This is a genomic window from Pectobacterium quasiaquaticum, from assembly GCF_014946775.2.
In the GTDB taxonomy this organism is placed as follows: domain Bacteria; phylum Pseudomonadota; class Gammaproteobacteria; order Enterobacterales; family Enterobacteriaceae; genus Pectobacterium; species Pectobacterium aquaticum.
The window spans coordinates 3,957,714-3,982,451 of the sequence record NZ_CP065177.1 but is presented as its reverse complement, the minus strand read 5'-3'; the positions used below and the strand labels follow the sequence as shown (position 1 = coordinate 3,982,451).

The window sequence follows — 24,738 nt, the reverse complement described above, 5'->3', positions numbered from 1 at the left end:
ATGAAATTAAGGTTTGTCTATAGGCCAAGCTAAGTGTTAACAGAAAAAACAAACAATACAAGATGGGGCGTTAAATATATTAATTAAATAACAGAGGACAGCTGAGAGGATTTGTGTTTATTACTTTTAAATAGAAACTAATTTCCATTTAAATCATTTAAATTCATTTGCTTATGTTTTTTTAATATGTGTTTTCCCAATCTGGATTCTTTATTTTTTATCCATCTAACATGCGTGGTTTATTCGCTTTCTTAGCAATTGTGATCTTCATCAAAAATTAAAAATAAATATTGCTGGAACGGTTTTTTTACCTAGTCTCCCTCTTTCTTTTTTAAAAAATCAATTAATTCATGGTTTTTTGTTGTTATTATTTTTTTTGTTAAAAATTATTTCATGGTAATCATTTAATGTAGTGAATATAATAAATAAGGCCTATTAATAAAGATGGTTGTTACGGAAATAAATTATTTATGATCTATATGATTATTATCGTGCTAACTTTATGTTCTGACATCGTGTAAACACATAGCCCCGATTTTCCTCTGTTTGCAGAGGCGTTGTGCCGTTGAAGATTGCCGCTCACTGTTATGGATCGCTAAAAACAGGGAAGCTGGCCATGTGTTGCAACCGTTTATCTGCATAAATATTTTCGCCACATATTTTTTGTTGACAAAATTGGTTTTTATTGACTGTTAAATGTGTGAGAGGTAGCGTGATTGGAATACAGGGAAGCCATTTTCAAACACATCACCAGGAGCGTAATATGTTCATTTCAGATAAAAAATTGCAGCAAGTTTAATTGATAAATCAATCATTCTTATCGAAAAAATCAAAGCAGAATTAGTGGTGCTGAAAACTGAATTACCTCAGGAAGAGTATGAAAAGTGCCTGCATGTTGCCGAGCACTTAATTTATACCTTAACCGGTAAAGTGATAAATGATATTTCGATTGATCATCCCGATTTAAAACCAGACTGCTTCACGGTTTACGTGAATAAGGATGTGAGTGAGGCATAACGGTTAGGTTTTTCTAATGGAAAATGAAGTGCATTATCGGGTTTCAGTCATCGTTAGCCTTGTATACCGGATGACGTGTAACGATCGTGCTTGTCGCTTAATCAAACCAAACCAGAGATTCGTCATTGTTCTCCAATTTCATTCGGAATCTCTGTCTCCTATCATCCACTCGCCTCTGGATGCAGCTAACGTCAACGTCGTGTCATCCTTCTAACATATTGAAGGGCGGGGACGGTTGCTTTGCTGCTCAGGCAATGGTCATTTGCGATATTTCGTTACGCCAGCCTAAAGTTGAACATCATAAACCTCTGTCTCGCACTGAAATTACGGATTTCATGCAGACATTAAATCGTTATGGTGGCTATCGAACCACGGTGATTGCCTTAGAATTGATGTTACTGACGTTTGTCAGAACCGTGGAGCTTCGCAAAGCGGAATGGAATGAATTTGATCTGGATGGTGCCGAGTGGCGAATCCCTGCTGGAAGAATGAAGATGCGAGAAGAGCATATTGTCCCGTTATCAACGCAGGCGATAGTGCTGCTACGAGAACTACAGATATACACTGGCGGACGTGGGTGGCTGTTTCCAAATTATCGGAATCCACAGGATTGTATGACGGCGACCACTCTTAACCATGCGCTTGAGCGTATGGGATTTAATGGCAAGGACAGCATCGGTTTTTCTGCGCACGGTTTTCGCGCTACCGCATCAACTATTTTAAATGAAATGGGCTACCGCCCGGATGTGATCGAACGTCAGCTTGCTCATACTGAGCGTAAAAAGGTACGGGCAAGTTACAACCGTGCGGAGTATCTGGATGAGCGACGGAAGATGATGCAGATGTGGGCGGATTTTATTGGTAATTTGTGTTGTAAATAATTTTATTGGCTTGACGTGGGCGACAAAAATTTGCCACTACATGAGAGCTTTTCTAGAAGCACTACACTATGCGCTACGTCCGCTTTGCCCAGAGCGGACGTTAGGGCTTATCTACCTACAATGAAAAATGGCTACGAAAGCCGTTGCTATTCATTTTGTCTCTACCGTCTTACTTTATTTTTCGTTTGCTACCAGAAAGCGGAAAGTACGTGTCTTTCCGCTTCTAGTTCTGCTCCCGGCAACGTCTAGAGATGCTCACAAGCTTTCGCTAGTATATTCCAGCAGTCGTTGCTTGGCTTCCTGATAAACCTCCGAATTAGCCAGTAGGTGGGAACAAAAGTTTGAGCATTTTGCGCTGGGCTGCACCAGTTCTTCAATCGTACGCAGAGCGTCACTTATATTCCCTGCCCGCCTTTGCTTGTTTTCGGAAGTGCTAGCCAGATTAAATTCATCCAGAGCTTCACGGATGTCAGTCTCGAAAATGCGAAAATTTACTAAAATAGCGCCTCTTGGAGAAAAAAGTCTCTTATCTGACAGCCCGCACACTGCAATGGTCTTTTCAGCAATATCGTGGTTGGCTCCTGCTTTAGCCTCGATCATGATATCGTTATAGGTAAAGCAATCGCTGGGATCAAGGTCGTAAGGATTTATGATTGGTTCTCTCTGTGTATCATGATTGAGTTTCTTGTTATTGCATGCTTTGCAGCTGTAAAGGAGGTTTGTCCATTCGAAGGCTTTATTCGTGTAGAGCGATTTTGGATGAAAATGTTCAACCTCAGCAAAACCGGTTTCGGCAGGTTTTCCTTCACAGAAGGCACATTTCTGGAATGAGCTTTCTTTCAGTGCGTTCCTTATATCATCGTGACGATAGAACTTTAATGCTGCATCCTTTTCTGCTTTGGGTATTTTTTTGTACACACCATATTTATTTACCAAAGCCATAATATCCCTCGTCCAGGTTACACTGTTATCACATAAAACCTGTGGTTCAGGTGGTCGGGTTAGTTTAATCATTCGCCTTCGCCTCCATACCTGCAATACGGGTTTTCAGTATAATTAATACGGCATCCCCCGGATGACTGATGGATTCAAGACGGGCATAGTTTTCTTTAAGATCATCAAGGTTATTTTCCTTGATGTTTTCATAGCAATTCTTTACCAGTTTTTCGTAATCTTTATTATCAAGACTTCTTACTCCCATTAGCTCAGTCAGAATTAAGTCTGTACTCCAACCTGAATATGCTTTCTCCGAAGGCTGGAATTCATATGTTTCATCAATATATGATGGTGGAAGCAAGATGATTTCATTTTCTTTCGCCGAGGCCAAGAGATGTGGCGAGTGAGTTGTTACAATGAACTGTATATTAGGGAATATTGCCGCAATCCCATCTCTTACTGTCAGTTGCCACTCAGGGTGAAGATGGTTGTCCAATTCATCAATAAGTACCGTCCCATATGCTGTTTTTACATTTCGTTCGCCTACTGGTAAGCATGCCTCAATCCATTCAAATATGGAAATTATAATATATAAAACGGCTTGAAACCCTGATGATAGCTCCTCGAGGAAACATTGTTTATCATAGATTGAAAATACAGGTTCGAGATCACGCCCTGTTTCAATATATCGGAACTCACTGTTGAATGGCCCAATTACTGGTAATGATTGAATTAAATGATCCCAATTATCTTTTTCTTCTTTTGCCCAAGGTTTATCGATTATAAAGTAACGGTTAATGAGCCATTGTTTTACGTCGCGTGAGAAGTTGTTGTACAGGAAATGTAACGCATTAACACAATATATACTCTTGCTCTCTTGGCTGTCTTTTTCTTTGGTCACTCCGTTAATCGATTTATAGTTTATTTTTCTCTGTGCACCGATGACTAGTGGAGGGAATTTATACGCGGTATTAGCATTATATATATCAAATGACTGCCTCCCTTCTTCGGTGGGAGGGGCCACAAATCCCTTTATATGATTATTCCTGTAATTTTTATCTCTTAAAAAAATCTGACCGAAACCGAGTCTGAATCTTGCATCATTTTCAATTACATCTATCCAGTACTCACTGTCATCTTGGTGTCTTGAATATTCACCATTCCAAGCAAGACAGTGTGCAATGGCAGAGAGAAGAGATGTTTTGCCACAACCATTGGGGCCCGTAATAAAGTTGAATCTGTCATTAAATTTAACGTTAACTTCCGGGAATTGTTTTAAGTTTTTAACGTGTAGTCGTTCTATAGGCATCCTTGGTTCCTTAATAGATGTCAGAAAAAAATGTAAATGAAAGAAATATGTGTTGCGTATCTGAAGATCTCTCTGGCCATTTTATACTAAATTATAAAGCGTCCGGGTGACCTGCTCCCAATTGACTGAGACAAACCACCGTAATAACTTCCGCTCCTGGCACATAACTGACCATCAATCTATCTCCCAAAATAACCAGTCCGATAAATCAAACCAGTACCTTCAACCCATGCTTCTGCACCACGGTGAGCAGTTTCAGCGATAACCCGCTAGGGCGTTTTACGCCACTTTCCCATTTCTGTACCGTCGAAACACTGGTGTTTAGGTAGCTGGCGAAAACTGGCTGGCTGACGTTCAGCTTTTCACGCAGTGCCTTAATCTCAAGGGGTTGAAGATCGTCCACGCTGTTGAGACACGCTTTGTCAAAGTTGCGCATGGTTTCCTGTGGAATAGCGTCGACACTGAATAATCCAGAAGCCGCGCTGTGGATAGCCTCAAATGCAGGACTCTTGAATTTACTTTTTGCAGTCATGGCAAATCTCCACCAGTTCTTTACTCTTAATCAGTGCCGTAATCTTTTCATCGGCAAGGGTTGCGTAGTGCTTCGCCAACTCGCGGAATCCGGCCAGTTCACGATTATCGATATTCGCCATATCCTGCTTGGCATACAGGAACGTGTAAAACCAGTGCTGTCCACCTTTCGCCAGTATGATCGCGCGATCACGATTCTGGTTCAGCCGCTTCTTATAAACGCCGCCGCCAAGATCGTCAGCTTTCCCTTGTATCACCGCCTCAATAGCTTCATATAACTCGCTATCCTTGATTGCGTGGGATTTAGCTGCCTTAGTAAACCATTTGGTTTTGAATACACGCATCAGGCCGACATCCTGTAACCTTAACTATAGCACTTGGTGCTAGATTACTCGCTTTTTATGCAGAGTCAAAGTGCTTGGAATCTGCAAAAAATTTGTAGTATTTTTGACCGTCAAACCCTGCTGTCGATGACAGCCACCAATGTTTCCAGTATCGGGATGATACGAGTGACCTGTGAGAAATGCCTTCGGGCGACCACAAACACTTCCGTAGCCTGCAAGGAAAAACACGCTCAGTTGCGTGTGGTAAATCTGCCAGCCTTTGAAAGCAGATATCACCGGGTAGTTTGAACGTCGTTGCGAGCGTGGTGATGAAGGTTCGTTTTGACTACTTTACTTCAAGCCCAACATTGCCGTGGGCTTACTATACCCAGTCAGAGAACGGCTTCCATACTGCAGCCGAAGATCCCATTATTGCCTGAGACATGCACCTCAACTGCTGTGTCATGCATCTGACACACCCCTTTCATGCCGGAGACGGGTACAATGGTTTTTCCGTTTTAGCCCAAATAAGAAGGTATTGAAAAAAATTGTGGGTATTACAGCGGGTATCAAAAGGGTGTTTAAATTATAAATTCATTATTTATAAATAACTTAAGTAAAATATGCTGCTAATTATCGATAACTACGATTCCTTTACCTACAACCTTTACCAATACTTTTGTGAGCTTGGCGCCCAAGTCGTGGTGAAGCGTAATGATGAACTGACGCTGCGTGAGATTGAACAGCTTGCGCCTGAGCGATTGGTGATTTCTCCCGGCCCCTGCACGCCAGATGAGGCGGGTATTTCACTGGCGGCTATTCGTCACTTTGCCGATAAATTGCCTATTTTGGGCGTGTGTCTTGGTCATCAGGCGATGGGGCAGGCGTTCGGCGCTCGGGTGGTGAGGGCACGACAGGTGATGCACGGTAAAACCTCAGCAATTGCGCACAGCGATACGGGGGTTTTTACGGGGCTGGCTCAGCCGTTGACGGTCACCCGCTACCATTCACTCATTATTGATTCCGCCTCGCTACCCGATTGCTTTGAAGTTACGGCTTGGAGCGAACATGAAGGAACGCGTGATGAGATTATGGGGATTCGCCATCGCGCATTGCCGCTGGAAGGGGTGCAGTTTCACCCAGAGAGCATTCTTAGCCAACAAGGGCATCAGCTTTTGGATAATTTCCTTAAAATTTAGCTATATAGAAAGTTATTCTCCTCAGTAGCCGATTTAATATTGCCTGAAATTGATTTTTTATGCATATTTAGTGACTATATTTTCATTCCGATATGATGGACAGCAGAGTGAGGCAGCAAATGGCAGCAGAGCAGAAAGCAGTGACACGGGATACTCACGATAAAGTGATTTTGCCAGTTTATGCACCCGCGAAGTTTGTACCCGTGAAAGGTAAAGGGAGTCGCGTCTGGGATCAGGACGGCCGCGAGTATATCGATTTCTCCGGCGGTATTGCGGTTACGGCGCTGGGTCACTGTCATCCTGCATTGGTGAACGCGTTGCAGCAGCAGGGTGAAAAGCTGTGGCATACCAGCAATATTTTCACTAATGAGCCTGCGTTGCGCCTCGCCAGCAAATTGATTGATGCGACTTTTGCCGACCGTGTGTTTTTTGTTAACTCCGGTGCTGAGGCCAATGAAGCTGCCTTCAAGCTGGCGCGTCACTATGCGGTTAAACGCCATAGTCCGTATAAAACCAAGATCATCGCCTTCTACAATGCATTCCATGGTCGGACGCTGTTCACCGTCTCAGTCGGCGGACAGCCTAAATATGCCGATGGTTTCGGGCCGAAGCCTGCCGATATTGTTCATGTTCCCTTCAACGATCTGGCTGCGGTTAAAGCGGTGATGGACGATCACACCTGTGCAGTCGTGCTTGAGCCGGTTCAGGGTGAAGGGGGGATTACGCCTGCTACGCCTGAATTTTTACAAGGCGTTCGCGAGCTGTGCGATCAGCACAAGGCGCTGCTGGTGTTTGATGAAGTGCAGAGCGGAATGGGGCGTACTGGCAAACTATTTAGCTACATGCACTACGGCATTACGCCGGATATTCTCACAACGGCTAAAGCATTGGGTGGTGGTTTCCCAATTAGCGCGATGCTGACGACGGAAGAGATCGCATCGGCCATGACGGTTGGGGTGCACGGCACCACCTATGGCGGCAACCCGCTGGCCTGTGCGGTAGCGGAAGCCGCGCTGGATATTATCAATACGCCAGAAGTGCTGTCAGGTGTAGCGGATCGCCACGATCGCTTTGTCAGCGAGCTTGAGAAAATCAATCAGCAGTACGATGTATTCAAACAGATCCGCGGTATGGGGCTGTTACTGGGGGCTGAACTGAAACCGCAATGGCACGGTCGTGCGGGCGAGTTTCTGGCGGCGGCAACGGCTCAGGGGCTTATGGTGCTGATGGCTGGGCCGAACGTAATCCGCTTTGTGCCATCTTTGATCATTGATGAAGAGGATATTGCGCAGGGGATGGCAAAATTTGCTAAAGCCGTCGCGCAGGTCGTTAACGCAGCAGACTGATTATGCTCTCAAAAGATCAGCCATAAAAAACGTAGGGAACGTTTTTCAACGTTGCGTTAGCAACGACCCGTAGGGTGGCGAGCAGGAAGCTCGCCATAAAAAAAGCGTGAGGCCGAGGCTTCACGCTTTTTTATTGGTAGGGTACAGCGACAGGGGCTTAGCGAGTGCCGTAAACGACAATCGTTTTACCGTGTGCAGAGATCAGATTCTGGTCTTCTAACATTTTCAGAATGCGGCCCACGGTTTCACGCGAGCAGCCAACGATTTGCCCAATTTCCTGACGGGTAATTTTTATTTGCATGCCATCTGGATGCGTCATGGCATCAGGTTGTTTGGCCAGGTTGAGTAGGGTTTGGGCAATACGGCCGGTCACATCAAGGAAGGCGAGGTTGCCGACCTTCTCAGAGGTAACCTGAAGTCTGCTTGCCATTTGTGCAGACAGGCGCATGAGGATATCCGGGTTAACCTGGATGAGCTGGCGGAATTTTTTATAGGAAATTTCGGCCACTTCACAGGCGGTTTTTGCCCGAACCCATGCGCTGCGTTCCTGACCTTCTTCAAACAGGCCGAGCTCGCCGATAAAATCGCCCTGATTGAGGTAGGAGAGAATCATTTCCTTGCCTTCTTCATCTTTGATTAGCACTGCGACAGAGCCTTTCACGATGTAGTAAAGCGTTTCTGCTTTTTCACCTTGGTGAATCAGCGTGCTCTTCGATGGATACTTGTGAATATGACAATGGGAAAGGAACCATTCGAGAGTTGGGTCTGTTTGCGGTTTGCCGAGAACCATTCGCTATCATCCTCTGTTGTAATTCACTGCGCAAATTACAGGGGTCAGAGTTCCCTGTACGGCGTGTTTTACTGCTAAAAAAATAAAATTCAGTCTAGGCAGAATGACGTCAGGGAATATACTGAAACCACTGTACCCTTTATTTTCCGGTTGCTGCCTTGCCGCACCGTAAACGTGGCTGGGGTATGTCTGGCCAGGCCATCATCTTCTTCGTTTCTGGGTTTGTCCAGAAAAGGTCTATTCTGTTTTCGTTTTAACACAGCTTGAAGGACGTGTCTTGTGTTGTCTCGCTTCAGCATGACAAAGCGCTGATTAACGCTGGTTTTTGTACAGTAACGGTATAAATTTTCAAAAAATTTTTAGTGGAGAGGCATCATGCAGGCACGGGTGAAATGGGTTGAAGGCTTAACGTTTTTGGGCGAATCTGCATCAGGGCATCAGATATTGATGGACGGCAATTCCGGTGATAAAGCGCCCAGTCCGATGGAAATGGTGTTGATGTCTGTAGGCGGATGCAGCGCGATTGATGTGGTATCGATTCTGCAAAAAGGCCGCAACGATGTAGCGGATTGTGAAGTGAAATTAACGTCAGAGCGTCGGTCTGACGCACCGCGTTTATTTACCCACATCAATCTGCATTTTATCGTGACGGGAAAAGGGTTGACCGACAAAGTTGTCGAGCGAGCCGTCGCACTGTCGGCGGAAAAATACTGCTCTGTAGCACTGATGCTGGGTAAAGCCGTTGAGGTGACGCACAGCCACGAAATTAGAGTGCTGGAATAATCCCTTTCTCTGGGCACTCATTCTGGTCACTTAAGCCTGTTATTAGGGGAAACACAGGGGAGGTTCCGGTAGGGAGGCCTCACCCCTATGGCCGCCCCGTGTATCTCGATGCTTATTCGATAGTTTTCCCTTCAATTAACCGCTGCACCAGCGGCGCCATGATCAATTCCATCGCCAGCCCCATCTTCCCGCCGGGAACGACCAGCGTGTTGATGTGCGAAATAAAGGAACCCTGCAACATGGCGAGCAGATAGGGGTAATCAATATTGTCCAATCCCTGAAAATGAATCACGACGAAGCTTTCGTCCAGTGACGGAATCGATTTGGCTGCGAACGGGTTGGAGGTGTCCACGGTAGGCACACGCTGGAAGTTGATGTGTGTGCGAGAGAACTGTGGCGTGATATAGGTGATGTAGTCTTCCATTGAGCGGACGACGGAATCCATCACCGCTTCACGCGAGTGACCGCGCTCATTAACGTCACGAATCAGCTTTTGAATCCATTCCAGGTTGACGATCGGCACCACGCCGACGAGTAAATCGACATGCTGTGCCACGTCGTTTTGTTCGGTGACTACGCCGCCGTGCAATCCTTCATAGAACAGGATGTCCGTGGGTTCCGGCATTGGCTCCCACGGCGTGAACGTTCCGGGAACCTGATTATAGGGAATGGCTTCATCATAGGTATGAAGGTATTTACGCGTCTGACCGAGCCCGTGCAGGCCATATTCGATAAACGACTGTTCCAGCAGGCTGAAATCATTCGCTTCTGGGCCGAAATAGCTGATGTGGCGTCCTGAATCACGCGCTTTACGAATCGCCATATCCATTTCCGGGCGGGTATAGCGGTGAAAGCTATCGCCTTCCAACTGGGCTGCACGCAGATCAAACTGCTGGAAAATCTTACGGAAGGCCAGACTGGTTGTTGTGGTTCCCGCTCCGCTGGAGCCGGTAACCGCAATAATCGGATGCTGATGTGACATAAGACGCGTGACTCCGTGATCGCGAGGTTCGCATAGACCGAAGGCCTGCGCGCATCCTCAAAAAAGACGTAATTATTATCATTGTTAGCATGTTTGACGCGTTCTTTCACGACTTTCGCCATGCTCAATAAGGGGCATGTCCTCCAGCATTGAGCTGGTTGCGGGGCATGATATTGAGGGTTTCATGTAACTCAGACCACACCAACACCACCTTGCCAGACTGGAGTTGGCCGCGGATATCTTCCACTTTCTGCGCCAGCGATCGCTCCTGTTCGCCGTAATCGGTGCCTTCCCGCAGGACGAAAGATTCGATGATGCTATCCAGTGTTTCTGGATCGAGCTGTTGCCAGGGAATAATCACGCGATCTCTCCTGAATAAAAAATTCCTGATTCAAAGGGTGCCTGAGTAAAAACGGTGCCTGAAGAAAAAGAGTCGCTGGCTTGGTCCAAAAATGGGCTAAGCCAGTTGGGAATGCGCTGTTCCAGCCACATTTCCGGTTTCAGCAACGTTCCTCCGACGAAGCCGACATGCCCACCATGTTCCGTCAGTTGATACTCAATATTAGACGGTAACTGCGACAGATCGGGAATCACCTCCGACGTCATGAAGGGATCGTCCTTCGCATGGATAATGAGAAGCGGTTTACGAATCTGAGGCAACAGTGGCAGAGCGCTACAGCGTCGATAGTAGTCGGCTGCATCGCGGAAGCCGTGGATACGTGAGGTAATGACGTCATCAAACTCTCGCAACTGGCGGATTCGCTTCAACTGCGGCAACTGAATCGGCAGTGTATCTGGATAAGCCGCCAGCTTGCGACCGGCGTTTTGTTTCAACAGGCGCAGCAGGTAGTGTTGATAGACGCGAGAGAAACCCTGTTCCATCCGACGGCTACAGGGTTCGAGCATCAGTGGCGCGGAAACAATGACGGCCGCGGACAGGGAACAGGATTCGCCTTGCTGCGCGAGCAGGTAGGCCAGCATGTTGCCGCCGAGAGACACGCCAATGGCGGCGGTAGGCGCATTGCCCTGCGTCTCTTGCATCCAACGCAGGAAATAGCTGGCATCGCTGGTTTCGCCGGAATGATAAATGCGCTTCATTCGGTTGGGTTTCCCGCTGCATCCACGAAAATGCATGATGACGGCCAGCCAGCCGCGCTGCTTACAGGCATGCAGCAGGCCGTGGGCATAGGGGCTATGAAAGCTGCCCTCTAGCCCGTGGAACAGCACCACGCGCGGTTTGTGCCGTGCCTGTTCATGGGCTTCGCTCCAGGCCAGATCGACGAAATCGCCGTCCGGCAATTCAAGCGGCTGCCAGACTGGCGAGAATTGCGCATGACGGCGGATCAGACGCGGCAATAGCGTTTGCAGATGTGGATTATGCGCGCCGCTCAGCGGACGAAAATGATCATACATAAAGGATATAGAAATCTTGTTGTCGGCTCTTGTACGATCAATATCACACTGTTAGCTTCAATGCTGCCAGTTGGTACGACATTTGGGTCAGGAGCGCCCACAAATAATGGAACTGAGTTTATTTCTTTCGATGTTGGGTTTTTTGTGGGTAGCGGCCATCACGCCGGGGCCGAACAATATGCTGTTGACCACTTCGGGCGCGAATTTTGGCTTTATGCGTTCACTGTGGCTGATGGTCGGCATTATGCTGGGCATGCAGAGTATTTTGCTGCTGGTGGCATTCGGTGTCGGTGGTTTGATTCTGATTTACCCTTCGCTGCATTTTATCCTGAAAGTCCTCGGCAGTGCCTATCTGCTCTGGCTGGCGTGGAAAATTGCCACGGCGGCTTACGAACGGCTGGAAACGTCCGTTGCGCCGCCCCAGCCGATCCGGCTTTATCAAGGGTGGTTGCTGCAATTCCTGAACCCGAAAGCGTGGCTTATGGCGCTGGGCGCGGTGGCCAGCTTTAGTCTGGCGGGGGAAGGCTATAACCAGTCTGTGATCGCCATAAGCATCGGGATTGTGCTGGTTAATCTGGTGTCCGGCGTCATCTGGCTCGGGTTCGGCACGATGATTGGGCGGCTGCTGCGCAGTAAGAAAGCGTGGATTATCTTCAATGTGTCAATGGGACTGCTGACCGCCGCCTGCGTGCTGCTGATTTGGCATTAAGGCTTCGTTCACGAGTATAGCGAGCGGTTTTCCGCTCGCTATACCTTTCAGGACACAAATCTTAAAGCGAATCGTTCTGCATCATCTGCTCTAGCTGTTCCTGCGCGTCCAGCCAGGACAGCTCCGTTTCTTCCAGCTCGATTTTGACTTTGGTTTGTTGTTGCAGGCAATCGGTGAGTTCGGCTTTGCGGCTGATGTCATAGATGGCGCTGTCCGCCAATCGGGCTTCAAGCGCCGCCAGCACTTCCCCCAGCTTTTCCATTTGCTGTTCAAGCTTGGTTATCTGTTTGCGCAGCGGCTGCGTTTGCGTCCTCAACTCAGCTTCGCGGCGTTTCTGATCTTTTCTGCCCTGCGCGCTGTTGGCGGCATTTTCTTTTGGCGTTTCATCGGCCGCATTTTCCTGACGTTGCAGGCCGACCAGCCACTGCTGGTAGTCTTCCAAATCGCCGTCGAACGGTTCTACTTTCTGGTCGTGTACCAGATAGAGATCGTCCGTAGTAGAACGGATCAAGTGTCGATCGTGCGAGACGACAACCAGCGCGCCTTCAAAATCGATTAACGCTTCGGTCAACGCCTGACGCATATCCAGATCGAGGTGGTTGGTCGGTTCGTCGAGCAGCAGGAGGTTCGGGCGCTGCCAGACGATCAGTGCCAGCACCAGACGGGCTTTTTCGCCGCCGGAAAAGCGCTCGGTGATCTCGGTGACTTTGTCGCCCTGAAAACCGAAGCCGCCGAGGTAGTCGCGCAGTTGCTGTTCCGTTTCCCGCTCTGCCAGACGCACCAGATGCTGCAAAGGCGATTCGTCCGCACGCAGAAACTCTAACTGATGCTGGGCGAAGTAACCGAGCTTCACGCCTTTCGCCAAGCCAATTTCCCCTTTCAGTGGGGCGAGTGTGCCAGCAAGCAGCTTGATTAGCGTGGATTTGCCTGCGCCGTTATGACCGAGCAGCCCAATGCGGGAACCTGGCACTAAATTGAGTTTGATGGATTCCAGAATCAGCTTGTCGTTGTAGCCTGCGCTGACCTTTTCCATCTTCATGAGTGGATTGGGCAACGATTCCGGAGCGCGAAAGCTGAAGCGGAAAGGGTTGTCGACATGCGCCGGCGCAATCATCTCCATGCGTTCCAGCATTTTTATCCGGCTTTGCGCCTGCTTGGCTTTGGTCGCCTGTGCGCGGAAGCGATCGATATAGTGTTGCAGATGCGCGACGCGCTCCTGCTGATGCTCATAGAGCGATTGCTGCTGTGCGAGACGAGTGGCGCGCTGGCGTTCAAACGAGGAGTAGTTACCGGTGTACTCGTTGAGCGACTGCTGTTCGATGTGCAGAATCTTGGTCACCACCGGATCGAGGAAATCGCGGTCGTGCGAGATTAGTACCAAGGTACCCGCGTAGTTTTTCAACCACTTTTCCAGCCAGATAACGGCATCCAGATCGAGGTGGTTGGTAGGTTCATCCAGCAATAGCAGATCTGAACGGCAGATTAACGCCTGTGCCAGATTCAGACGCATCCGCCAGCCGCCGGAAAAGGCGCTGACGGGCTGTTGTAGCTGTGACTGAGAAAATCCTAGCCCATTGAGCAGGCTTGATGCTCTGGCCTGAATCGTCCAAGCCTGAATCGCATCCAACTTACCGTGCAGCGTGGCAATCGCGTTACCGTCGTTCTCTTCGTTGGCGGTCTGCAACGCAGCTTCCAGTTGGCGAAACTCGCGGTCGCCGTCAATCACGTAGTCCAGCGCGGGCTTGTCCAGCGCCGGCGTTTCCTGATTAACCCAGGCCAGTGACCAGTTTTGCGGGAAGGTTGCGGTGCCGCCGTCGGCGCTGATTTCACCTTTCAGTAATGACAGCAGCGTAGATTTACCACAGCCGTTTTTGCCAACCAGACCGACTTTCTGGCCAGGATTAACCGTTGCTGTCGCGTTGTCGATCAGAACGCGTACACCACGTCGAATTTGCAGCGAAGAGAAAACAATCATAAAGCGCCGTATGTTCAGAGTATGTTAAATTATGGACATATCAGGACACGCGGTGTCCCGTTTTTAGTCGTTGCGCTGCATGGTAACGGAAAACGATTATTATGACGACGCTTTGGAGGGGAATGATGTCGCAGCCACCGAAGATTTTGCTGCTGTATGCCCATCCGGAACCACAGGACTCGGTAGCAAACAGGGTCTTATTGCAACCGGCGCAGCAGTTGGCACATGTAACTGTGCACGATCTTTACGCACTCTATCCTGATTTTTTTATCGATATTCATCACGAACAACAGCTGCTGCGTGAGCATCAGGTCATTGTTTTCCAACATCCGTTTTACACCTATAGCTGTCCGGCGCTGCTGAAAGAGTGGCTCGATAGGGTGTTATCTCGCGGATTCGCGAATGGGATCGGCGGGAATGTGCTGGCGGGGAAATACTGGCGCTCGGTGATTACAACCGGTGAACCGGAAGATGCCTATCATGCTGATGGTAACAATCGCTATCCCATGGATGATTTGCTCCGCCCGTTTGAGCTGACGGCCGCCCTGTGCCGTATGCATTGGATGCGCCCCATGATTGTTTACTGGGCACGTCGTTTACAGCCCGATGTGTTATCGAGTCAAGCCAGAGCTTACGGTGAATGGCTATCCTCCCCTTTACCTGAAGAGGAGCGCTAGTATGGAAAGTTCTGCGCTACTGACCGCCAGCGTCTTATTTTTGTTTGTGGCGGTAGTCGCCGTACCGATCGCTGCCCGATTAGGGATTGGTGCCGTATTGGGCTATTTGATCGCTGGGATCGCCATTGGCCCTTGGGGGCTTGGCTTTATCCGTGATGTGGAAGCCATCCTGCATTTCTCGGAGCTGGGTGTCGTTTTCCTGATGTTTATCATTGGTCTGGAACTGAATCCGTCCAAGCTCTGGACGCTGCGCCGCTCGATCTTTGGCGTTGGGGCGGCTCAGGTCGGACTGAGTGCGTTGATTTTAGGCGGCGCCCTGTATCTGACGGATTTCTCGTGGCAGTCCGCGCTGATTGGTGGCGTGGGGTTGGCGATGTCGTCAACGGCCATGGCGCTGCAACTGATGCGCGAAAAGGGCATGAACCGCAATGAATCGGGGCAATTAGGTTTCTCTGTTCTGCTGTTTCAGGATTTGGCGGTTATCCCTGCGTTAGCACTGATTCCGATTCTGGCTGGTGTGCAGGGTGATTTTGGCGATTGGGAGCGGATTGGTCTGAAAGTCGCTGCGTTTCTCGGGATGTTAATCGGCGGCCGCTATCTGGTGCGTCCTTTGTTCCGTTTTATTGCAGCATCCGGCGTGCGCGAGGTGTTCACCGCCGCCGCGTTGTTGCTAGTGCTCGGCTCTGCGCTGTTTATGGAAGCATTAGGGCTTTCCATGGCGTTAGGCACCTTTATCGCCGGTATTCTGCTGGCGGAAAGTGAGTATCGGCATGAACTGGAAATCGCGATTGAGCCGTTCAAAGGTTTGCTGCTTGGCCTGTTCTTTATCTCTGTAGGAATGGCGCTGAATCTCGGGATCCTCTACACCCACATCGTGAAGATTATGGTTGCGGTATTGGTGCTGGTGGCGGTGAAAGCGGCCGTACTGTATGTCCTTGCGCGGATTAATCGTATGCGCCGCTCCGAGCGCTTGCAGTTTGCCGGGGTTCTGAGTCAGGGCGGCGAGTTCGCTTTCGTCCTGTTTTCCGCTGCGGCTTCATTCAACGTATTGAAAGGTGAGCAACTGCCGCTGTTGCTGGTGACGGTGACGCTATCAATGATGACGACGCCGCTGCTGATGCAGTTGATCGACCGCATTCTGGTGCGTCGCTATAACGTGCAGGATGTGCCGGATGAGAAACCGTATGTCGAGGATGACGAACCGCAGGTGATCGTGGTGGGCTTCGGGCGTTTCGGACAGGTGATTGGTCGCTTATTAATGGCGAACAAAATGCGGATTACCGTTCTGGAACGCGATATCAGTGCCGTGAGCCTGATGCGAAGCTATGGTTATAAGGTTTATTATGGCGATGCCACGGAGCTGGAACTACTGCGCTCGGCGGGGGCGGATAAAGCGCGCTCAATCGTGATCACCTGTAATGCACCAGAAGATACGATGGAGATTGTGCATCTCTGTCAGCAACACTTTCCAAATCTGGAGATTCTGGCGCGGGCACGCGGGCGTGTTGAAGCCCATGAGTTGTTACAGACAGGTGTAAAACATTTCTCGCGCGAAACCTTTTCCAGCGCGCTGGAGCTAGGGCGGAAAACGCTGGTGACGGTCGGCATGCACCCACATCAGGCGATGCGTGCGCAACAGCATTTCCGCCGTCTGGATATGCGCATGCTGCGTGAATTGATGCCGCAACTGACGGGGGATGTCGCACAAATCTCCCGTGTGAAAGAGGCACGCCGTGAGCTAGAGGATATTTTCCAGCGGGAAATGCTGCGCGAGCGCCGTCGGCCGAGTGTGTGGGATGAGGACGACGAGTAAGAACCTATTCTCTAGGCTATTTTACTTGCCATTTTGAACCTGGGCAGTGCTCGAAATCCTCACGTACTACGTGTACGCTCCGGTTTCTGCGCGCTGTCCGAGTCCAAACTGTCTGCGCCAATAACGCCTAGTAGAATAGGTTCTAGATTCCAGGTTCTAGATTTTAGGGCGGAGATGAATGGGAGTTATCATGCGTAAACGTTTTATTGCAGGGGCGGTGTGCCCGACGTGTCAGGCGCAGGACACGCTGGCAGTTGGACGAGAGGATGATGTCGAGGTTGTGGTGTGTGTGAAGTGCGGATATCGCCAAAGTCAGGCAGATGAGCCCACGACGGCATCCGTCCCACAGGCTAACGAGATTATCGGGATCTTCCGGCCAGAATGAGGGATGAGTGTCGTGGTGGCATTGTCACCAACCGTTTACGTTTTTTGATTCCAGACGGTACATAGGGATATTTTTCAGCTACAATTTGCGCCAGTTTGATTTCCAACGGTAGGAGATATCATGAAAGTAGCAAAAGATCTGGTGGTCAGCCTGGCCTATCAGGTACGTACAGAAGACGGTGTGTTGGTTGATGAGTCTCCGGTGAGCGCGCCGTTGGACTATCTGCATGGTCACGGTTCCCTGATTTCTGGTCTGGAAAACGCGTTGGAAGGCCGTGAGGCAGGTGAGAAGTTTGATGTGAACATCGGTTCAAACGACGCTTACGGCAACTATGATGAGAATCTGGTTCAGCGCGTACCGAAAGATGTCTTTATGGGCGTTGACGAGCTGCAGGTTGGCATGCGTTTCCTGGCTGAGACCGATCAGGGTCCAGTGCCAGTTGAAATCACCGAAGTTGAAGACGACCATGTTGTTGTCGACGGCAACCACATGCTGGCAGGCCAAAACCTGAGCTTCAACGTTGAAGTTGTGGCTATCCGCGAAGCGACGGAAGAAGAGCTGGCGCACGGTCACGTTCACGGTGAGCACGATCATGAACATGACCATGGTGACGGCTGCTGTGGCGGTCACGGCCATGATCACGACCACGGTCACCAGCACGGTAAAGGCGGCTGCGGCGGCAACGGTGGATGCGGCTGCCACTAATGAGTCGTAGCGCATACGCATAAAAGAAACCTCAGGTTGATGAAGATCGCCTGAGGTTTTTTTATTTATTGTTATATCTGGACGATGGTGGGCATCGGCATAACGGGCCGCGAATCTCAGTAATGCGGTGGCGGCGTTTCTTCCGACTGGGGGGCAACGAGCGAGGTTTGCTGGCTGCGCAGCCGATCGGTGAGTAGACGGACATGTTCACGCAGGCGGCTAATTTCCCGCTCGTGTTGAATAACCGTTTGGTTAAGTTCTTCTATGGTTAATTCCTGAAAAGCCTGTCGGCTTTCCAACTGTTCGAGCCGTTCTTCAAGTGCTGATGGTGACATCGGTATTTCCCCTTACTTCTTGTTACCCGCGAGTTTGTCAGAAAGCGGAAACTTCTGGTAGTAAAAACGGTCGCACTAGGGCGCAATGCACTATCCGGAATGGGGCATATCGTTGCCAGAAGGCCTTAGGACGACACAAATGATGTCAGAAAAGCTTCCTGACGTTTTTTATCAAAGGATTGTCGCGTGCGTCGTTGTGTTGTCTTCGCCCGCACAGTTATAGTAGGCGCGAATGTATTTTAATGATGGCTGGAGCGCGTCGCTCCAGATGCTGGAGAAATGGATGAAATCACTGTTTAAAGTAACGCTGTTAGCAACAACGATGGCTCTGGCTCTGAACGCAGGCCAGGCTCTGGCGGCAGACAAAGCGCAGGCATCTGACACCACTGCGGCAGCCAAATTCAAGAACGATGAGCAGGCAGCGGCTTATGCGCTAGGTGCATCTTTAGGGCGTTATATGGATAACTCTCTGAAAGAGCAAGAAAAATTAGGTATCAAACTGGATAAAGATCAGCTGATTGCTGGCGTTCAGGATGCCTTTGCTGATAAGAGCAAGCTGACTGACGAAGAAATCGAGAAAACGCTGCAAGGCTTTGAAGGTAAAGTGAAAGCTGCGGCTGAAGCCAAGATGAAGCAAGATGCGAAAGATAACGCGGATAAAGGCGCTAAGTATCTTGAGTCCTTCGCCAAAGAAAAAGGCGTGAAGAAAACGGAATCTGGCCTTCTGTATCAGGTTGAGAAAGAAGGTAGCGGCAACGCGCCGAAAGACAGCGATACCGTAGTGGTTAACTACAAAGGTACGCTGGTTGACGGTAGCGAGTTCGACAACTCCTACAAACGTGGTGAGCCACTTTCTTTCCGTCTGGACGGTGTGATTCCAGGCTGGACTGAAGGTCTGAAACACGTTAAGAAAGGCGGAAAAATCAAGCTGGCTATCCCACCGGCTCTGGCCTATGGCGAAAACGGTGTGCCTGGCATTCCGGCTAATTCTACGCTGGTGTTTGACGTTGAACTGCTGGACATTAAATCTGAAGCTGACCTGAAAGCAGCGGATGATGCGAAAGCTGAAAAACCAGCAGCCGAAGAGAAAGCGGCTAAATAAGCATCGCGATAATGGCGATATAACCGCAGGCTTCGACCTGCGGTTTTTTTTGTTTCACCATCACTTCCCAGCGATTGAATCCCTTTCCCGTTAACCGTGGCGGCACCCACTGTCATCCACCTCGCACTCCATCATCAGCACACCGCGCGTAGCACCTTCGCCAACGTCTTGACCGCCGTTTCCAGTTCATGCGGTGAGTGGGCAGCAAATCCCATGAGAAAACCGGCTTGATGCTGGTCCGACGTATACAGTGCTGTCAGCCCGAGCAGATCGATACCGGCCCGACGCGCGGATTCCACGGCATCGTGTTCAGAGATGCCACGGATGAAGATACAGGGCATCTGCATGCCTCCGGCTGGCACTCGTGGCTCCACGAAATCAGCCAGATGCTGACGCACCAGTTGTGCCAGCACATCGCGGCGTTCGGCATAAACGGCGCGCATTGTGCGTACATGGGCACCGAAGTGACCTCCTTCGATAAAACGCGCCAGCGTGAGCTGTGGAATGGGCGCGCTGTGCCCATCCATCAGCGTGCGTGCCACGGTCATGGGGGCAACCAGCTGTGGCGGCAGTACCATGTAGCCGATGCGCAGGCCGGGAAAAAGCGATTTGGTGAAGGTACCGATATAGATCGTTCTATCGTGCGGGTCGAGCCCCTGAACGCATGCGGTAGGTTTGCCCGCGTAGTGAAACTCGCTGTCGTAGTCGTCTTCAATAATCCAGCTCTGGTGCTGCCAGGCCCATTCAATCACGGCCAGACGCCGATCCAGCGCCAGCGTTGCACCGGTGGGAAACTGGTGTGAGGGCGTCAGGAACACGGCTTTAGCGGGCACATTATGTTTGTTGCTTGCCTCAAGCAGGTGATCAATCTGCAAACCATCGGCATCTAATGGAATCGGTACGCACGCGAGCCCGGCCGCCTCGAACGCCTTGCGGGCGCCGTGGTATACGGGATCTTCAAGGAAGATCGAATCGCCGGCATCCAGCAATACAGTCGCACACAGGGTGAGCGCTTGCTGGGAACTGGTCAGCACCAGTACGCGATCGGGCGTGGCACGAGCTCCCCGTTCGAGATTGACATAATCTGCGATGGCGCGCCTTAGCACTTCTATGCCCTGCGGTGGGCTGTGCAGCAGTGCCCGCGTGCCATATTCTTTTAGTACCTGCCGTTCCAGTCGTTCCCATGTCTGGAGGGGAAAACTGCGGGTTTCCGGCACGCCGGGCGCGAACGCGCGCGGGATGATGAAGTCGCGCACCCCGCCATTTTGGAACATGGCGCTACCGCGTTGACTGAGGCGCAGTTCTGCTTTGCTATCTCCCGTTTTCCGAGCTTTGCCACGCCCCGGCAGACGCTTTGCCCGCTCCGACACGAAACTGCCGCTGCCGACGCGACGTTCGATAAACCCTTCTGCATGCAGTTGGCTGTAAGCCGACTCGACCGTATCACGTGATACTCCCAGTGATGTCGCCAGCGCACGTGATGCAGGTAAGGGCTTGCCCACATCAAGAACGCCATCGAGGATTAACTGGCGAATCGCTCGCTGGATACGAGCGTGCAGGGGTAAGGCACCTTGCGCGGGGTCGCCAATCCAGGCCTTGACCGATTCAAGCTGGGCGTGTTTGAACAATTGGTCTGCCTCTTATCGGGAAAATGGTGGGGAACATCCAGCTATTTTAAATCTATAAATACGTTTCACAATCTATTCATCTTCTTCGTCAGGAGTGACGCTGATGTCGATATCCTCCGATACTCAAACTCGGCACGACAGGCACGACTGCTATCCTGCAACGGTGCGACTGCTGCCTGTCAGCAAGACCAAGCCCGAAAGTCTCCTGCGCATGGTCCATGCGGCAGGTTGTCGAATATTGGGCGAAAACAAGGTGCAGGAGGCGTTTCGTAAATGGGAAGCCATGCAGGATTTAACCGATTTACAGTGGTCTGTCATTGGTCACCTACAAACCAACAAGGCTACTACTGGCCCAATAAAACCAGCACCTCAGTGATGAACCTGATGACGTCGACACACTGGAATCGCTATCCAGCGTACTGATCAGACATGTGGGTTTGCGCACAGGACCTGTATTATTTCGGCGCAGACTCGCTAGTTTTTTTCATCCAGGTATTCGTTAGGGGCGGTGAGTACCACGCGAGCGAGGGCGCCGGAACGTTGTGGCCGGTTGCAGAGGAAAAATTTTCCATCGTGCAACTGAGCAATGCGTGTCACGATACTTAGCCCGAGGCCGATACCGCCATAGCGGCTGTCCATGCGAACGAACGCCTTACTTAATTCACCCACCTTACTTTCATCGATACCCAGCCCTTCATCTTCGATCTGTAGTTCAAGATATTGCTGTATAGCTAGGCTCACGGTGATCTGGCTTGCTTCTGGGCTATAGCGATAGGCGTTTTCTACCAGATTGCGTAACAGTAACTGGAGTAGCGTGGCATCCCCACGGAGAGTGACATCTTCTTGTGGTAATACCCATTTCAACGTCTGCTGCCGCTTTTGCAGCATCTCGGCCAGTTCATCCTGCATAGGAAAAATGACGTCTTTCAGGAACGCGACATTTTGGTGATGCCCCGCTGAAAACTCTTGTCCAACACGTGCAAGCAGCAAAAGCTGCTCCACCGTTTTCACCATTTTATCAATGCGTTTGATGAGTGAACTACAGTCAATCTGATGTTGCTGCTGGTGTAATTCAAGGTGTAGACGAATTCCAGCTAGCGGGGTGCGTAATTCATGAGCGACATCCGCAGTAAATTGCCTGTCGCGTTTCAACGTTTCGTCCAGACGTTGAAAAAGCTGGTTGATGGTATGGGTGACAGCAGCGATTTCTTTAATGTCACTCTGTTGTGGCAGTGGTTCCAGATTTTCCGCCGTGCGATCCTGCAATTCTTCCTGTAGGCGTGAAAGCGGACGCGTGATCCAACTGACCGCCTGAAAGCACATGAGCAATGTCAGAATGACCATCACCAGACTTGGAATACTGAGCGAGGCGATCGCCTCATTGATCTCTTGATCGATCTGTATGTTCTGGGCGCTGGCGCTCAGGGATTTATCAACCAGTAGGCCGATCTGTTCTTCGCTTTCGTGCCAAAGCCAGAATACGCTGATCATCTGACAAACGAGCAGGATGCCGCCCAGTGCCAGCACCAAACGACGACGCATGCTGGTGACGGTGTCGGTATCGCTCTTCATGGCTGTTCGCCTTTAGTCAGCAGATAGCCAAAACCACGCAGGGTTCGGATGCGGTCTTTCCCTATCTTGTGCCGCAGATTATGGATATGCACTTCTAGCGAGTTGGAGGACGGGTCGTCGTTCCAGGCGTAGATATCCTGATGCAGAACCTCGCGATGTACCTGGGAACCAGCTTTCAACACCAGACGGGACAGTATCGCAAACTCTTTCGGCGTTAGCACCACCGGTTTGTCGTCCAGTAACACCTGTTGATTGTTTAAATCCAACGTAATGTTGTCGACCTGTATCAAGCTGTTGCTTGAACCCTGATGGCGGCGGATCAGCGCGCGTACGCGTGCCTGTAATTCCGTTAGAGCGAAAGGCTTGGCAAGGTAATCGTCTGCGCCGACATCCAGCCCGCTGACGCGATCGTTTACCTTATCCCGCGCCGTTAAGATGAGTACGGGATGCTGGTAATGATGCTTACGCCAGCGTGAGAGCAGAGCGAGCCCATCTTCATCCGGTAAGCCAAGATCGAGAATGACCAGACTGTAGTGTGCGCTGCTGATGAGCGCGTCCGCTTCTTTGGCTGTGCCTGCACAATCACAGGCATAACCTTCATGACTCAACGCTAATAATAATCCTTCCTGCAACAGCTTATCGTCTTCAACAATCAATAATTTCATGTTGCCTTATCCCTGCACGGCTGAAGGATATCAAGCTGAGGCTGATATTCTTTCGTGGTGATAGTAAACATTCCCAGTATGGTATGGAAAAGATTATCTTGCGAGTAATCCAACTGTTTCGCGTTCTGGCGCAGGCAGGTGTCCTGAATGGACTGTTTTTGCTGGTAACCCGTTGATAACCAAATAAACATCGGGACATGCGTTTGCTGCTTCGGCGCAATAGAGTAGGGCATGCTATGCAGGTAGATGCCGTTTTCCCCTAACGATTCGCCGTGGTCGGACAGGTAAACCAGCGACGTATTAAATTTATCCTGATGCTGTTTCAGTAAATCGATCGCTTTATCCAGAACAAAATCGACATACAGGATCGTATTGTCATACGTATTGGTCAGCGCTTCCTGCGTACAGGTCTGAATCTGATTGGTATCACACGTTGGCGTAAATTTCTTAAAGGCGTCAGGATAGCGCTGGTAGTAGCTCGGGCCGTGGCTGCCCATCGTATGTAATACGATAATGCCGTCGTTATCGAGCTTGTTAATATAGTCTTCAACGCCGTGGAATAACGCTTCATCGTGGCATTCGCCGTTGGTGCATAATCCCGGCAGTTTCAGCGATGTCACATCAACGGTTGGCACTCGTGTACAGGCATCTTTGCAGCCGCCGTCATTCTCCTGCCAAAGCACGTTAACGTTCGCACGTTGTAATATATCCAGTAGCCCTTCCTGATGGCTGGCTACGTCACCATTAAAGCGTTGGCGCGGCATGTTGGAAAACATGCAGGGTACGGAAACGCCTGTTGATGTGCCACACGATGACGTGTTTTCAAAGTAGATAACGTTGTCTTTCGCCAGCAGCGGATTGGTCTCTTTCCCGTAGCCACCCAGCGAAAAATTTTGTGCCCGGGATGTCTCGCCAACTACCAGAATAACCAGATTCTTTTTTGCCGTCGGAGATGGCGGAGCCGCTTTGTGGGCATCCAGACCAATCTGCTCCAGAGGCAAATTAGCCAGCACACGATGTTTATGGTAGGACAAGCTGGCCGCCACAATATTGCTGGGCGTAATTGCTTTTACCAACTCTTTGTTATTACGCATTAATGAGGCGTAATCTTTATAAAAGAATGCCGCGATAGATAAAATAGCGAATAACGAAATAATGACGCTAAGAAAGCGCATGCCAATATAGAGCGTTGTCGGCTTGGCGGGTTTTATTTTTATCCAGACGGCGAGTGCCGCAGGAATGACGCCAATAAAGAATACCCAGGCGACAAGCTGTGGCGTAAGCAGTGAAAAGGATTCGCCAGCGGTTGTCTCCAGGATATTCTGGATCATGGTTCGGTCAATGATAATGCCGTAGTTCAGCATAAAGTATTGTGCTGCGGCACCGGTCAGCAGGAAAAGAACAATGACGGCCTTACGCAGATAAGGTACTGCCAGAAGTGTGAAAATGATATTCAGCACCGCGAAAATCACAACGGGCATGCTGAGAAAGAAAGGGATAGTAACCCAGTCTGTCATGTCCAGCAGTTTCAGCGTTTGGCGGTAGTAGGCAATGTTCTGGACCAGAGTAATAAAGGCAGAAAAGATCAGCACGAACGTGATGCTGCTCAGGTGTGGTCTGCCCATCGGTATTCGTTTTCTCATACACGTCTCTCGTGATTTC

The 24,738-nt window shown here is 50.0% G+C and carries 25 protein-coding genes and 1 pseudogene; 12 read left to right on the top strand and 14 right to left on the bottom strand.

Features of this window, described 5'->3' with window-relative positions:
* Window positions 1-846 precede the first annotated feature (846 nt).
* Both IG609_RS18260 and IG609_RS18255 read left to right on the top strand, forming a co-directional pair.
* Window positions 847-1,017, top strand: coding sequence for a hypothetical protein (locus IG609_RS18260; protein ID WP_226374105.1), 171 nt, complete (start codon window positions 847-849; stop codon window positions 1,015-1,017).
* 335 nt (window positions 1,018-1,352) lie between these two features.
* Window positions 1,353-1,898 carry a tyrosine-type recombinase/integrase gene (locus tag IG609_RS18255; RefSeq protein ID WP_250127227.1) on the top strand — a complete coding sequence of 182 codons (546 nt, stop codon included), beginning with the start codon at window positions 1,353-1,355 and terminating at the stop codon, window positions 1,896-1,898.
* 255 nt (window positions 1,899-2,153) lie between these two features.
* Here IG609_RS18255 and IG609_RS18250 read toward each other — a convergent pair whose 3' ends face one another.
* From IG609_RS18250 to IG609_RS18235, 4 genes are all read right to left on the bottom strand, one after another.
* A complete protein-coding gene (locus tag IG609_RS18250) occupies window positions 2,154-2,840 on the bottom strand; it encodes a retron system putative HNH endonuclease (RefSeq protein WP_226374107.1) in 687 nt (228 codons plus the stop codon).
* Between the two features lie 64 nt (window positions 2,841-2,904).
* Window positions 2,905-4,143 (bottom strand): AAA family ATPase, encoded by a 1,239-nt coding sequence (locus IG609_RS18245; protein WP_193398029.1) that lies wholly within the window; start codon window positions 4,141-4,143, stop codon window positions 2,905-2,907.
* A 208-nt stretch (window positions 4,144-4,351) separates the two neighbouring features.
* Entirely contained in the window at window positions 4,352-4,675 is a 324-nt protein-coding gene (locus tag IG609_RS18240) for a helix-turn-helix domain-containing protein (RefSeq protein WP_094102059.1), read from the bottom strand.
* Window positions 4,659-5,018, bottom strand: coding sequence for a type II toxin-antitoxin system RelE/ParE family toxin (locus IG609_RS18235; protein ID WP_193398028.1), 360 nt, complete (start codon window positions 5,016-5,018; stop codon window positions 4,659-4,661). The genes IG609_RS18240 and IG609_RS18235 overlap by 17 nt, the downstream gene beginning before the upstream one ends.
* Before the next feature lie 602 nt (window positions 5,019-5,620).
* Here IG609_RS18235 and IG609_RS18230 point away from each other — a divergent pair.
* Window positions 5,621-6,196, top strand: a complete 576-nt coding sequence (locus IG609_RS18230) for an aminodeoxychorismate synthase component II (protein WP_193398027.1) — start codon at window positions 5,621-5,623, stop codon at window positions 6,194-6,196.
* 119 nt (window positions 6,197-6,315) lie between these two features.
* On the top strand, window positions 6,316-7,542 hold the full coding sequence (gene argD / locus IG609_RS18225; protein ID WP_193398026.1) for a bifunctional acetylornithine/succinyldiaminopimelate transaminase: 1,227 nt from the start codon (window positions 6,316-6,318) through the stop codon (window positions 7,540-7,542).
* A 157-nt stretch (window positions 7,543-7,699) separates the two neighbouring features.
* Here argD and crp read toward each other — a convergent pair whose 3' ends face one another.
* On the bottom strand, window positions 7,700-8,332 hold the full coding sequence (crp, locus tag IG609_RS18220) for a cAMP-activated global transcriptional regulator CRP (protein ID WP_004090925.1): 633 nt from the start codon (window positions 8,330-8,332) through the stop codon (window positions 7,700-7,702).
* Window positions 8,333-8,707: 375 nt separating this feature from the next.
* Here crp and IG609_RS18215 point away from each other — a divergent pair, with 375 nt between their 5' ends.
* Complete coding sequence (locus tag IG609_RS18215; protein ID WP_014916835.1) at window positions 8,708-9,115, top strand: OsmC family protein; 408 nt, start codon at window positions 8,708-8,710, stop codon at window positions 9,113-9,115.
* A gap of 112 nt (window positions 9,116-9,227) precedes the next feature.
* On the opposite strand, the gene IG609_RS18210 is transcribed toward IG609_RS18215, so the two are convergent.
* The 3 genes from IG609_RS18210 to IG609_RS18200 all read right to left on the bottom strand — a co-directional run bounded on the left by IG609_RS18210 (window position 9,228) and on the right by IG609_RS18200 (window position 11,510).
* Entirely contained in the window at window positions 9,228-10,097 is an 870-nt protein-coding gene (locus IG609_RS18210; protein WP_193398025.1) for a phosphoribulokinase, read from the bottom strand.
* Between the two features lie 124 nt (window positions 10,098-10,221).
* Window positions 10,222-10,458 (bottom strand): YheU family protein, encoded by a 237-nt coding sequence (locus IG609_RS18205; RefSeq protein WP_193398024.1) that lies wholly within the window; start codon window positions 10,456-10,458, stop codon window positions 10,222-10,224.
* Window positions 10,455-11,510, bottom strand: coding sequence for a hydrolase (locus IG609_RS18200; protein WP_193398023.1), 1,056 nt, complete (start codon window positions 11,508-11,510; stop codon window positions 10,455-10,457). The genes IG609_RS18205 and IG609_RS18200 overlap by 4 nt, the downstream gene beginning before the upstream one ends.
* 106 nt (window positions 11,511-11,616) lie before the next feature.
* On the opposite strand from IG609_RS18200, the gene IG609_RS18195 reads away from it, so the two are divergent.
* On the top strand, window positions 11,617-12,219 hold the full coding sequence (locus IG609_RS18195) for a LysE family translocator (protein ID WP_039529833.1): 603 nt from the start codon (window positions 11,617-11,619) through the stop codon (window positions 12,217-12,219).
* A gap of 61 nt (window positions 12,220-12,280) precedes the next feature.
* On the opposite strand, the gene IG609_RS18190 is transcribed toward IG609_RS18195, so the two are convergent.
* The gene (locus tag IG609_RS18190) at window positions 12,281-14,194 is read right to left on the bottom strand and encodes an ABC transporter ATP-binding protein (RefSeq protein ID WP_193398022.1); all 1,914 of its coding nucleotides are present in this window, start codon (window positions 14,192-14,194) and stop codon (window positions 12,281-12,283) included.
* 125 nt (window positions 14,195-14,319) lie between these two features.
* Here IG609_RS18190 and kefG point away from each other — a divergent pair, with 125 nt between their 5' ends.
* The 4 genes from kefG (at window position 14,320) to slyD (ending at window position 17,774) form a co-directional block, all read left to right on the top strand.
* On the top strand, window positions 14,320-14,871 hold the full coding sequence (gene kefG, locus IG609_RS18185; protein ID WP_193398067.1) for a glutathione-regulated potassium-efflux system ancillary protein KefG: 552 nt from the start codon (window positions 14,320-14,322) through the stop codon (window positions 14,869-14,871).
* 1 nt (window position 14,872) lies between these two features.
* Window positions 14,873-16,684 carry a glutathione-regulated potassium-efflux system protein KefB gene (kefB, locus tag IG609_RS18180; RefSeq protein ID WP_193398021.1) on the top strand — a complete coding sequence of 604 codons (1,812 nt, stop codon included), beginning with the start codon at window positions 14,873-14,875 and terminating at the stop codon, window positions 16,682-16,684.
* A gap of 190 nt (window positions 16,685-16,874) precedes the next feature.
* Window positions 16,875-17,069, top strand: a complete 195-nt coding sequence (locus tag IG609_RS18175; RefSeq protein WP_102116838.1) for a YheV family putative zinc ribbon protein — start codon at window positions 16,875-16,877, stop codon at window positions 17,067-17,069.
* Window positions 17,070-17,189: 120 nt separating this feature from the next.
* The gene (gene slyD, locus IG609_RS18170) at window positions 17,190-17,774 is read left to right on the top strand and encodes a peptidylprolyl isomerase (RefSeq protein WP_102116837.1); all 585 of its coding nucleotides are present in this window, start codon (window positions 17,190-17,192) and stop codon (window positions 17,772-17,774) included.
* 116 nt (window positions 17,775-17,890) lie between these two features.
* Here slyD and IG609_RS18165 read toward each other — a convergent pair whose 3' ends face one another.
* Window positions 17,891-18,109 (bottom strand): protein SlyX, encoded by a 219-nt coding sequence (locus tag IG609_RS18165; protein WP_010277499.1) that lies wholly within the window; start codon window positions 18,107-18,109, stop codon window positions 17,891-17,893.
* Window positions 18,110-18,392: 283 nt separating this feature from the next.
* Here IG609_RS18165 and fkpA point away from each other — a divergent pair, with 283 nt between their 5' ends.
* A complete protein-coding gene (fkpA, locus tag IG609_RS18160) occupies window positions 18,393-19,211 on the top strand; it encodes an FKBP-type peptidyl-prolyl cis-trans isomerase (RefSeq protein ID WP_102117061.1) in 819 nt (272 codons plus the stop codon).
* A gap of 134 nt (window positions 19,212-19,345) precedes the next feature.
* On the opposite strand, the gene pdxR is transcribed toward fkpA, so the two are convergent.
* Window positions 19,346-20,839, bottom strand: a complete 1,494-nt coding sequence (gene pdxR / locus IG609_RS18155; RefSeq protein ID WP_193398020.1) for a MocR-like pyridoxine biosynthesis transcription factor PdxR — start codon at window positions 20,837-20,839, stop codon at window positions 19,346-19,348.
* 103 nt (window positions 20,840-20,942) lie between these two features.
* On the opposite strand from pdxR, the pseudogene IG609_RS18150 reads away from it, so the two are divergent.
* A pseudogene (locus tag IG609_RS18150) lies at window positions 20,943-21,182 on the top strand (YggS family pyridoxal phosphate-dependent enzyme); the annotation flags it as partial.
* A 131-nt stretch (window positions 21,183-21,313) separates the two neighbouring features.
* On the opposite strand, the gene pmrB reads toward IG609_RS18150, so the two are convergent.
* Genes pmrB through eptA form a run of 3 tightly spaced genes read right to left on the bottom strand, consistent with a single transcriptional unit; the run spans window position 21,314 to window position 24,719 of the window.
* Window positions 21,314-22,411 carry a two-component system sensor histidine kinase PmrB gene (gene pmrB, locus IG609_RS18145; RefSeq protein WP_193398019.1) on the bottom strand — a complete coding sequence of 366 codons (1,098 nt, stop codon included), beginning with the start codon at window positions 22,409-22,411 and terminating at the stop codon, window positions 21,314-21,316.
* On the bottom strand, window positions 22,408-23,076 hold the full coding sequence (gene pmrA / locus IG609_RS18140) for a two-component system response regulator PmrA (protein ID WP_193398018.1): 669 nt from the start codon (window positions 23,074-23,076) through the stop codon (window positions 22,408-22,410). Before pmrA ends, pmrB begins: the two co-directional genes overlap by 4 nt.
* A complete protein-coding gene (gene eptA / locus IG609_RS18135) occupies window positions 23,073-24,719 on the bottom strand; it encodes a phosphoethanolamine transferase EptA (protein WP_193398017.1) in 1,647 nt (548 codons plus the stop codon). The genes pmrA and eptA overlap by 4 nt, the downstream gene beginning before the upstream one ends.
* Between the last annotated feature and the right edge of the window lie 19 nt (window positions 24,720-24,738).

Bases quoted from the DNA above. Each gene is read 5' to 3' on its own strand.
- IG609_RS18255 (WP_250127227.1), top strand. From the start codon at position 1,353: ATGCAGACATTAAATCGTTATGGTGGCTATCGAACCACGGTGATTGCC.
- IG609_RS18250 (WP_226374107.1), bottom strand. From the start codon at position 2,840: ATGGCTTTGGTAAATAAATATGGTGTGTACAAAAAAATACCCAAAGCA.
- IG609_RS18245 (WP_193398029.1), bottom strand. From the start codon at position 4,143: ATGCCTATAGAACGACTACACGTTAAAAACTTAAAACAATTCCCGGAA.
- IG609_RS18240 (WP_094102059.1), bottom strand. From the start codon at position 4,675: ATGACTGCAAAAAGTAAATTCAAGAGTCCTGCATTTGAGGCTATCCAC.
- IG609_RS18235 (WP_193398028.1), bottom strand. From the start codon at position 5,018: ATGCGTGTATTCAAAACCAAATGGTTTACTAAGGCAGCTAAATCCCAC.
- IG609_RS18230 (WP_193398027.1), top strand. From the start codon at position 5,621: ATGCTGCTAATTATCGATAACTACGATTCCTTTACCTACAACCTTTAC.
- argD (WP_193398026.1), top strand. From the start codon at position 6,316: ATGGCAGCAGAGCAGAAAGCAGTGACACGGGATACTCACGATAAAGTG.
- crp (WP_004090925.1), bottom strand. From the start codon at position 8,332: ATGGTTCTCGGCAAACCGCAAACAGACCCAACTCTCGAATGGTTCCTT.
- IG609_RS18215 (WP_014916835.1), top strand. From the start codon at position 8,708: ATGCAGGCACGGGTGAAATGGGTTGAAGGCTTAACGTTTTTGGGCGAA.
- IG609_RS18210 (WP_193398025.1), bottom strand. From the start codon at position 10,097: ATGTCACATCAGCATCCGATTATTGCGGTTACCGGCTCCAGCGGAGCG.
- IG609_RS18200 (WP_193398023.1), bottom strand. From the start codon at position 11,510: ATGTATGATCATTTTCGTCCGCTGAGCGGCGCGCATAATCCACATCTG.
- IG609_RS18195 (WP_039529833.1), top strand. From the start codon at position 11,617: ATGGAACTGAGTTTATTTCTTTCGATGTTGGGTTTTTTGTGGGTAGCG.
- IG609_RS18190 (WP_193398022.1), bottom strand. From the start codon at position 14,194: ATGATTGTTTTCTCTTCGCTGCAAATTCGACGTGGTGTACGCGTTCTG.
- kefG (WP_193398067.1), top strand. From the start codon at position 14,320: ATGTCGCAGCCACCGAAGATTTTGCTGCTGTATGCCCATCCGGAACCA.
- kefB (WP_193398021.1), top strand. From the start codon at position 14,873: ATGGAAAGTTCTGCGCTACTGACCGCCAGCGTCTTATTTTTGTTTGTG.
- IG609_RS18175 (WP_102116838.1), top strand. From the start codon at position 16,875: ATGCGTAAACGTTTTATTGCAGGGGCGGTGTGCCCGACGTGTCAGGCG.
- slyD (WP_102116837.1), top strand. From the start codon at position 17,190: ATGAAAGTAGCAAAAGATCTGGTGGTCAGCCTGGCCTATCAGGTACGT.
- IG609_RS18165 (WP_010277499.1), bottom strand. From the start codon at position 18,109: ATGTCACCATCAGCACTTGAAGAACGGCTCGAACAGTTGGAAAGCCGA.
- fkpA (WP_102117061.1), top strand. From the start codon at position 18,393: ATGAAATCACTGTTTAAAGTAACGCTGTTAGCAACAACGATGGCTCTG.
- pmrB (WP_193398019.1), bottom strand. From the start codon at position 22,411: ATGAAGAGCGATACCGACACCGTCACCAGCATGCGTCGTCGTTTGGTG.
- pmrA (WP_193398018.1), bottom strand. From the start codon at position 23,076: ATGAAATTATTGATTGTTGAAGACGATAAGCTGTTGCAGGAAGGATTA.
- eptA (WP_193398017.1), bottom strand. From the start codon at position 24,719: ATGAGAAAACGAATACCGATGGGCAGACCACACCTGAGCAGCATCACG.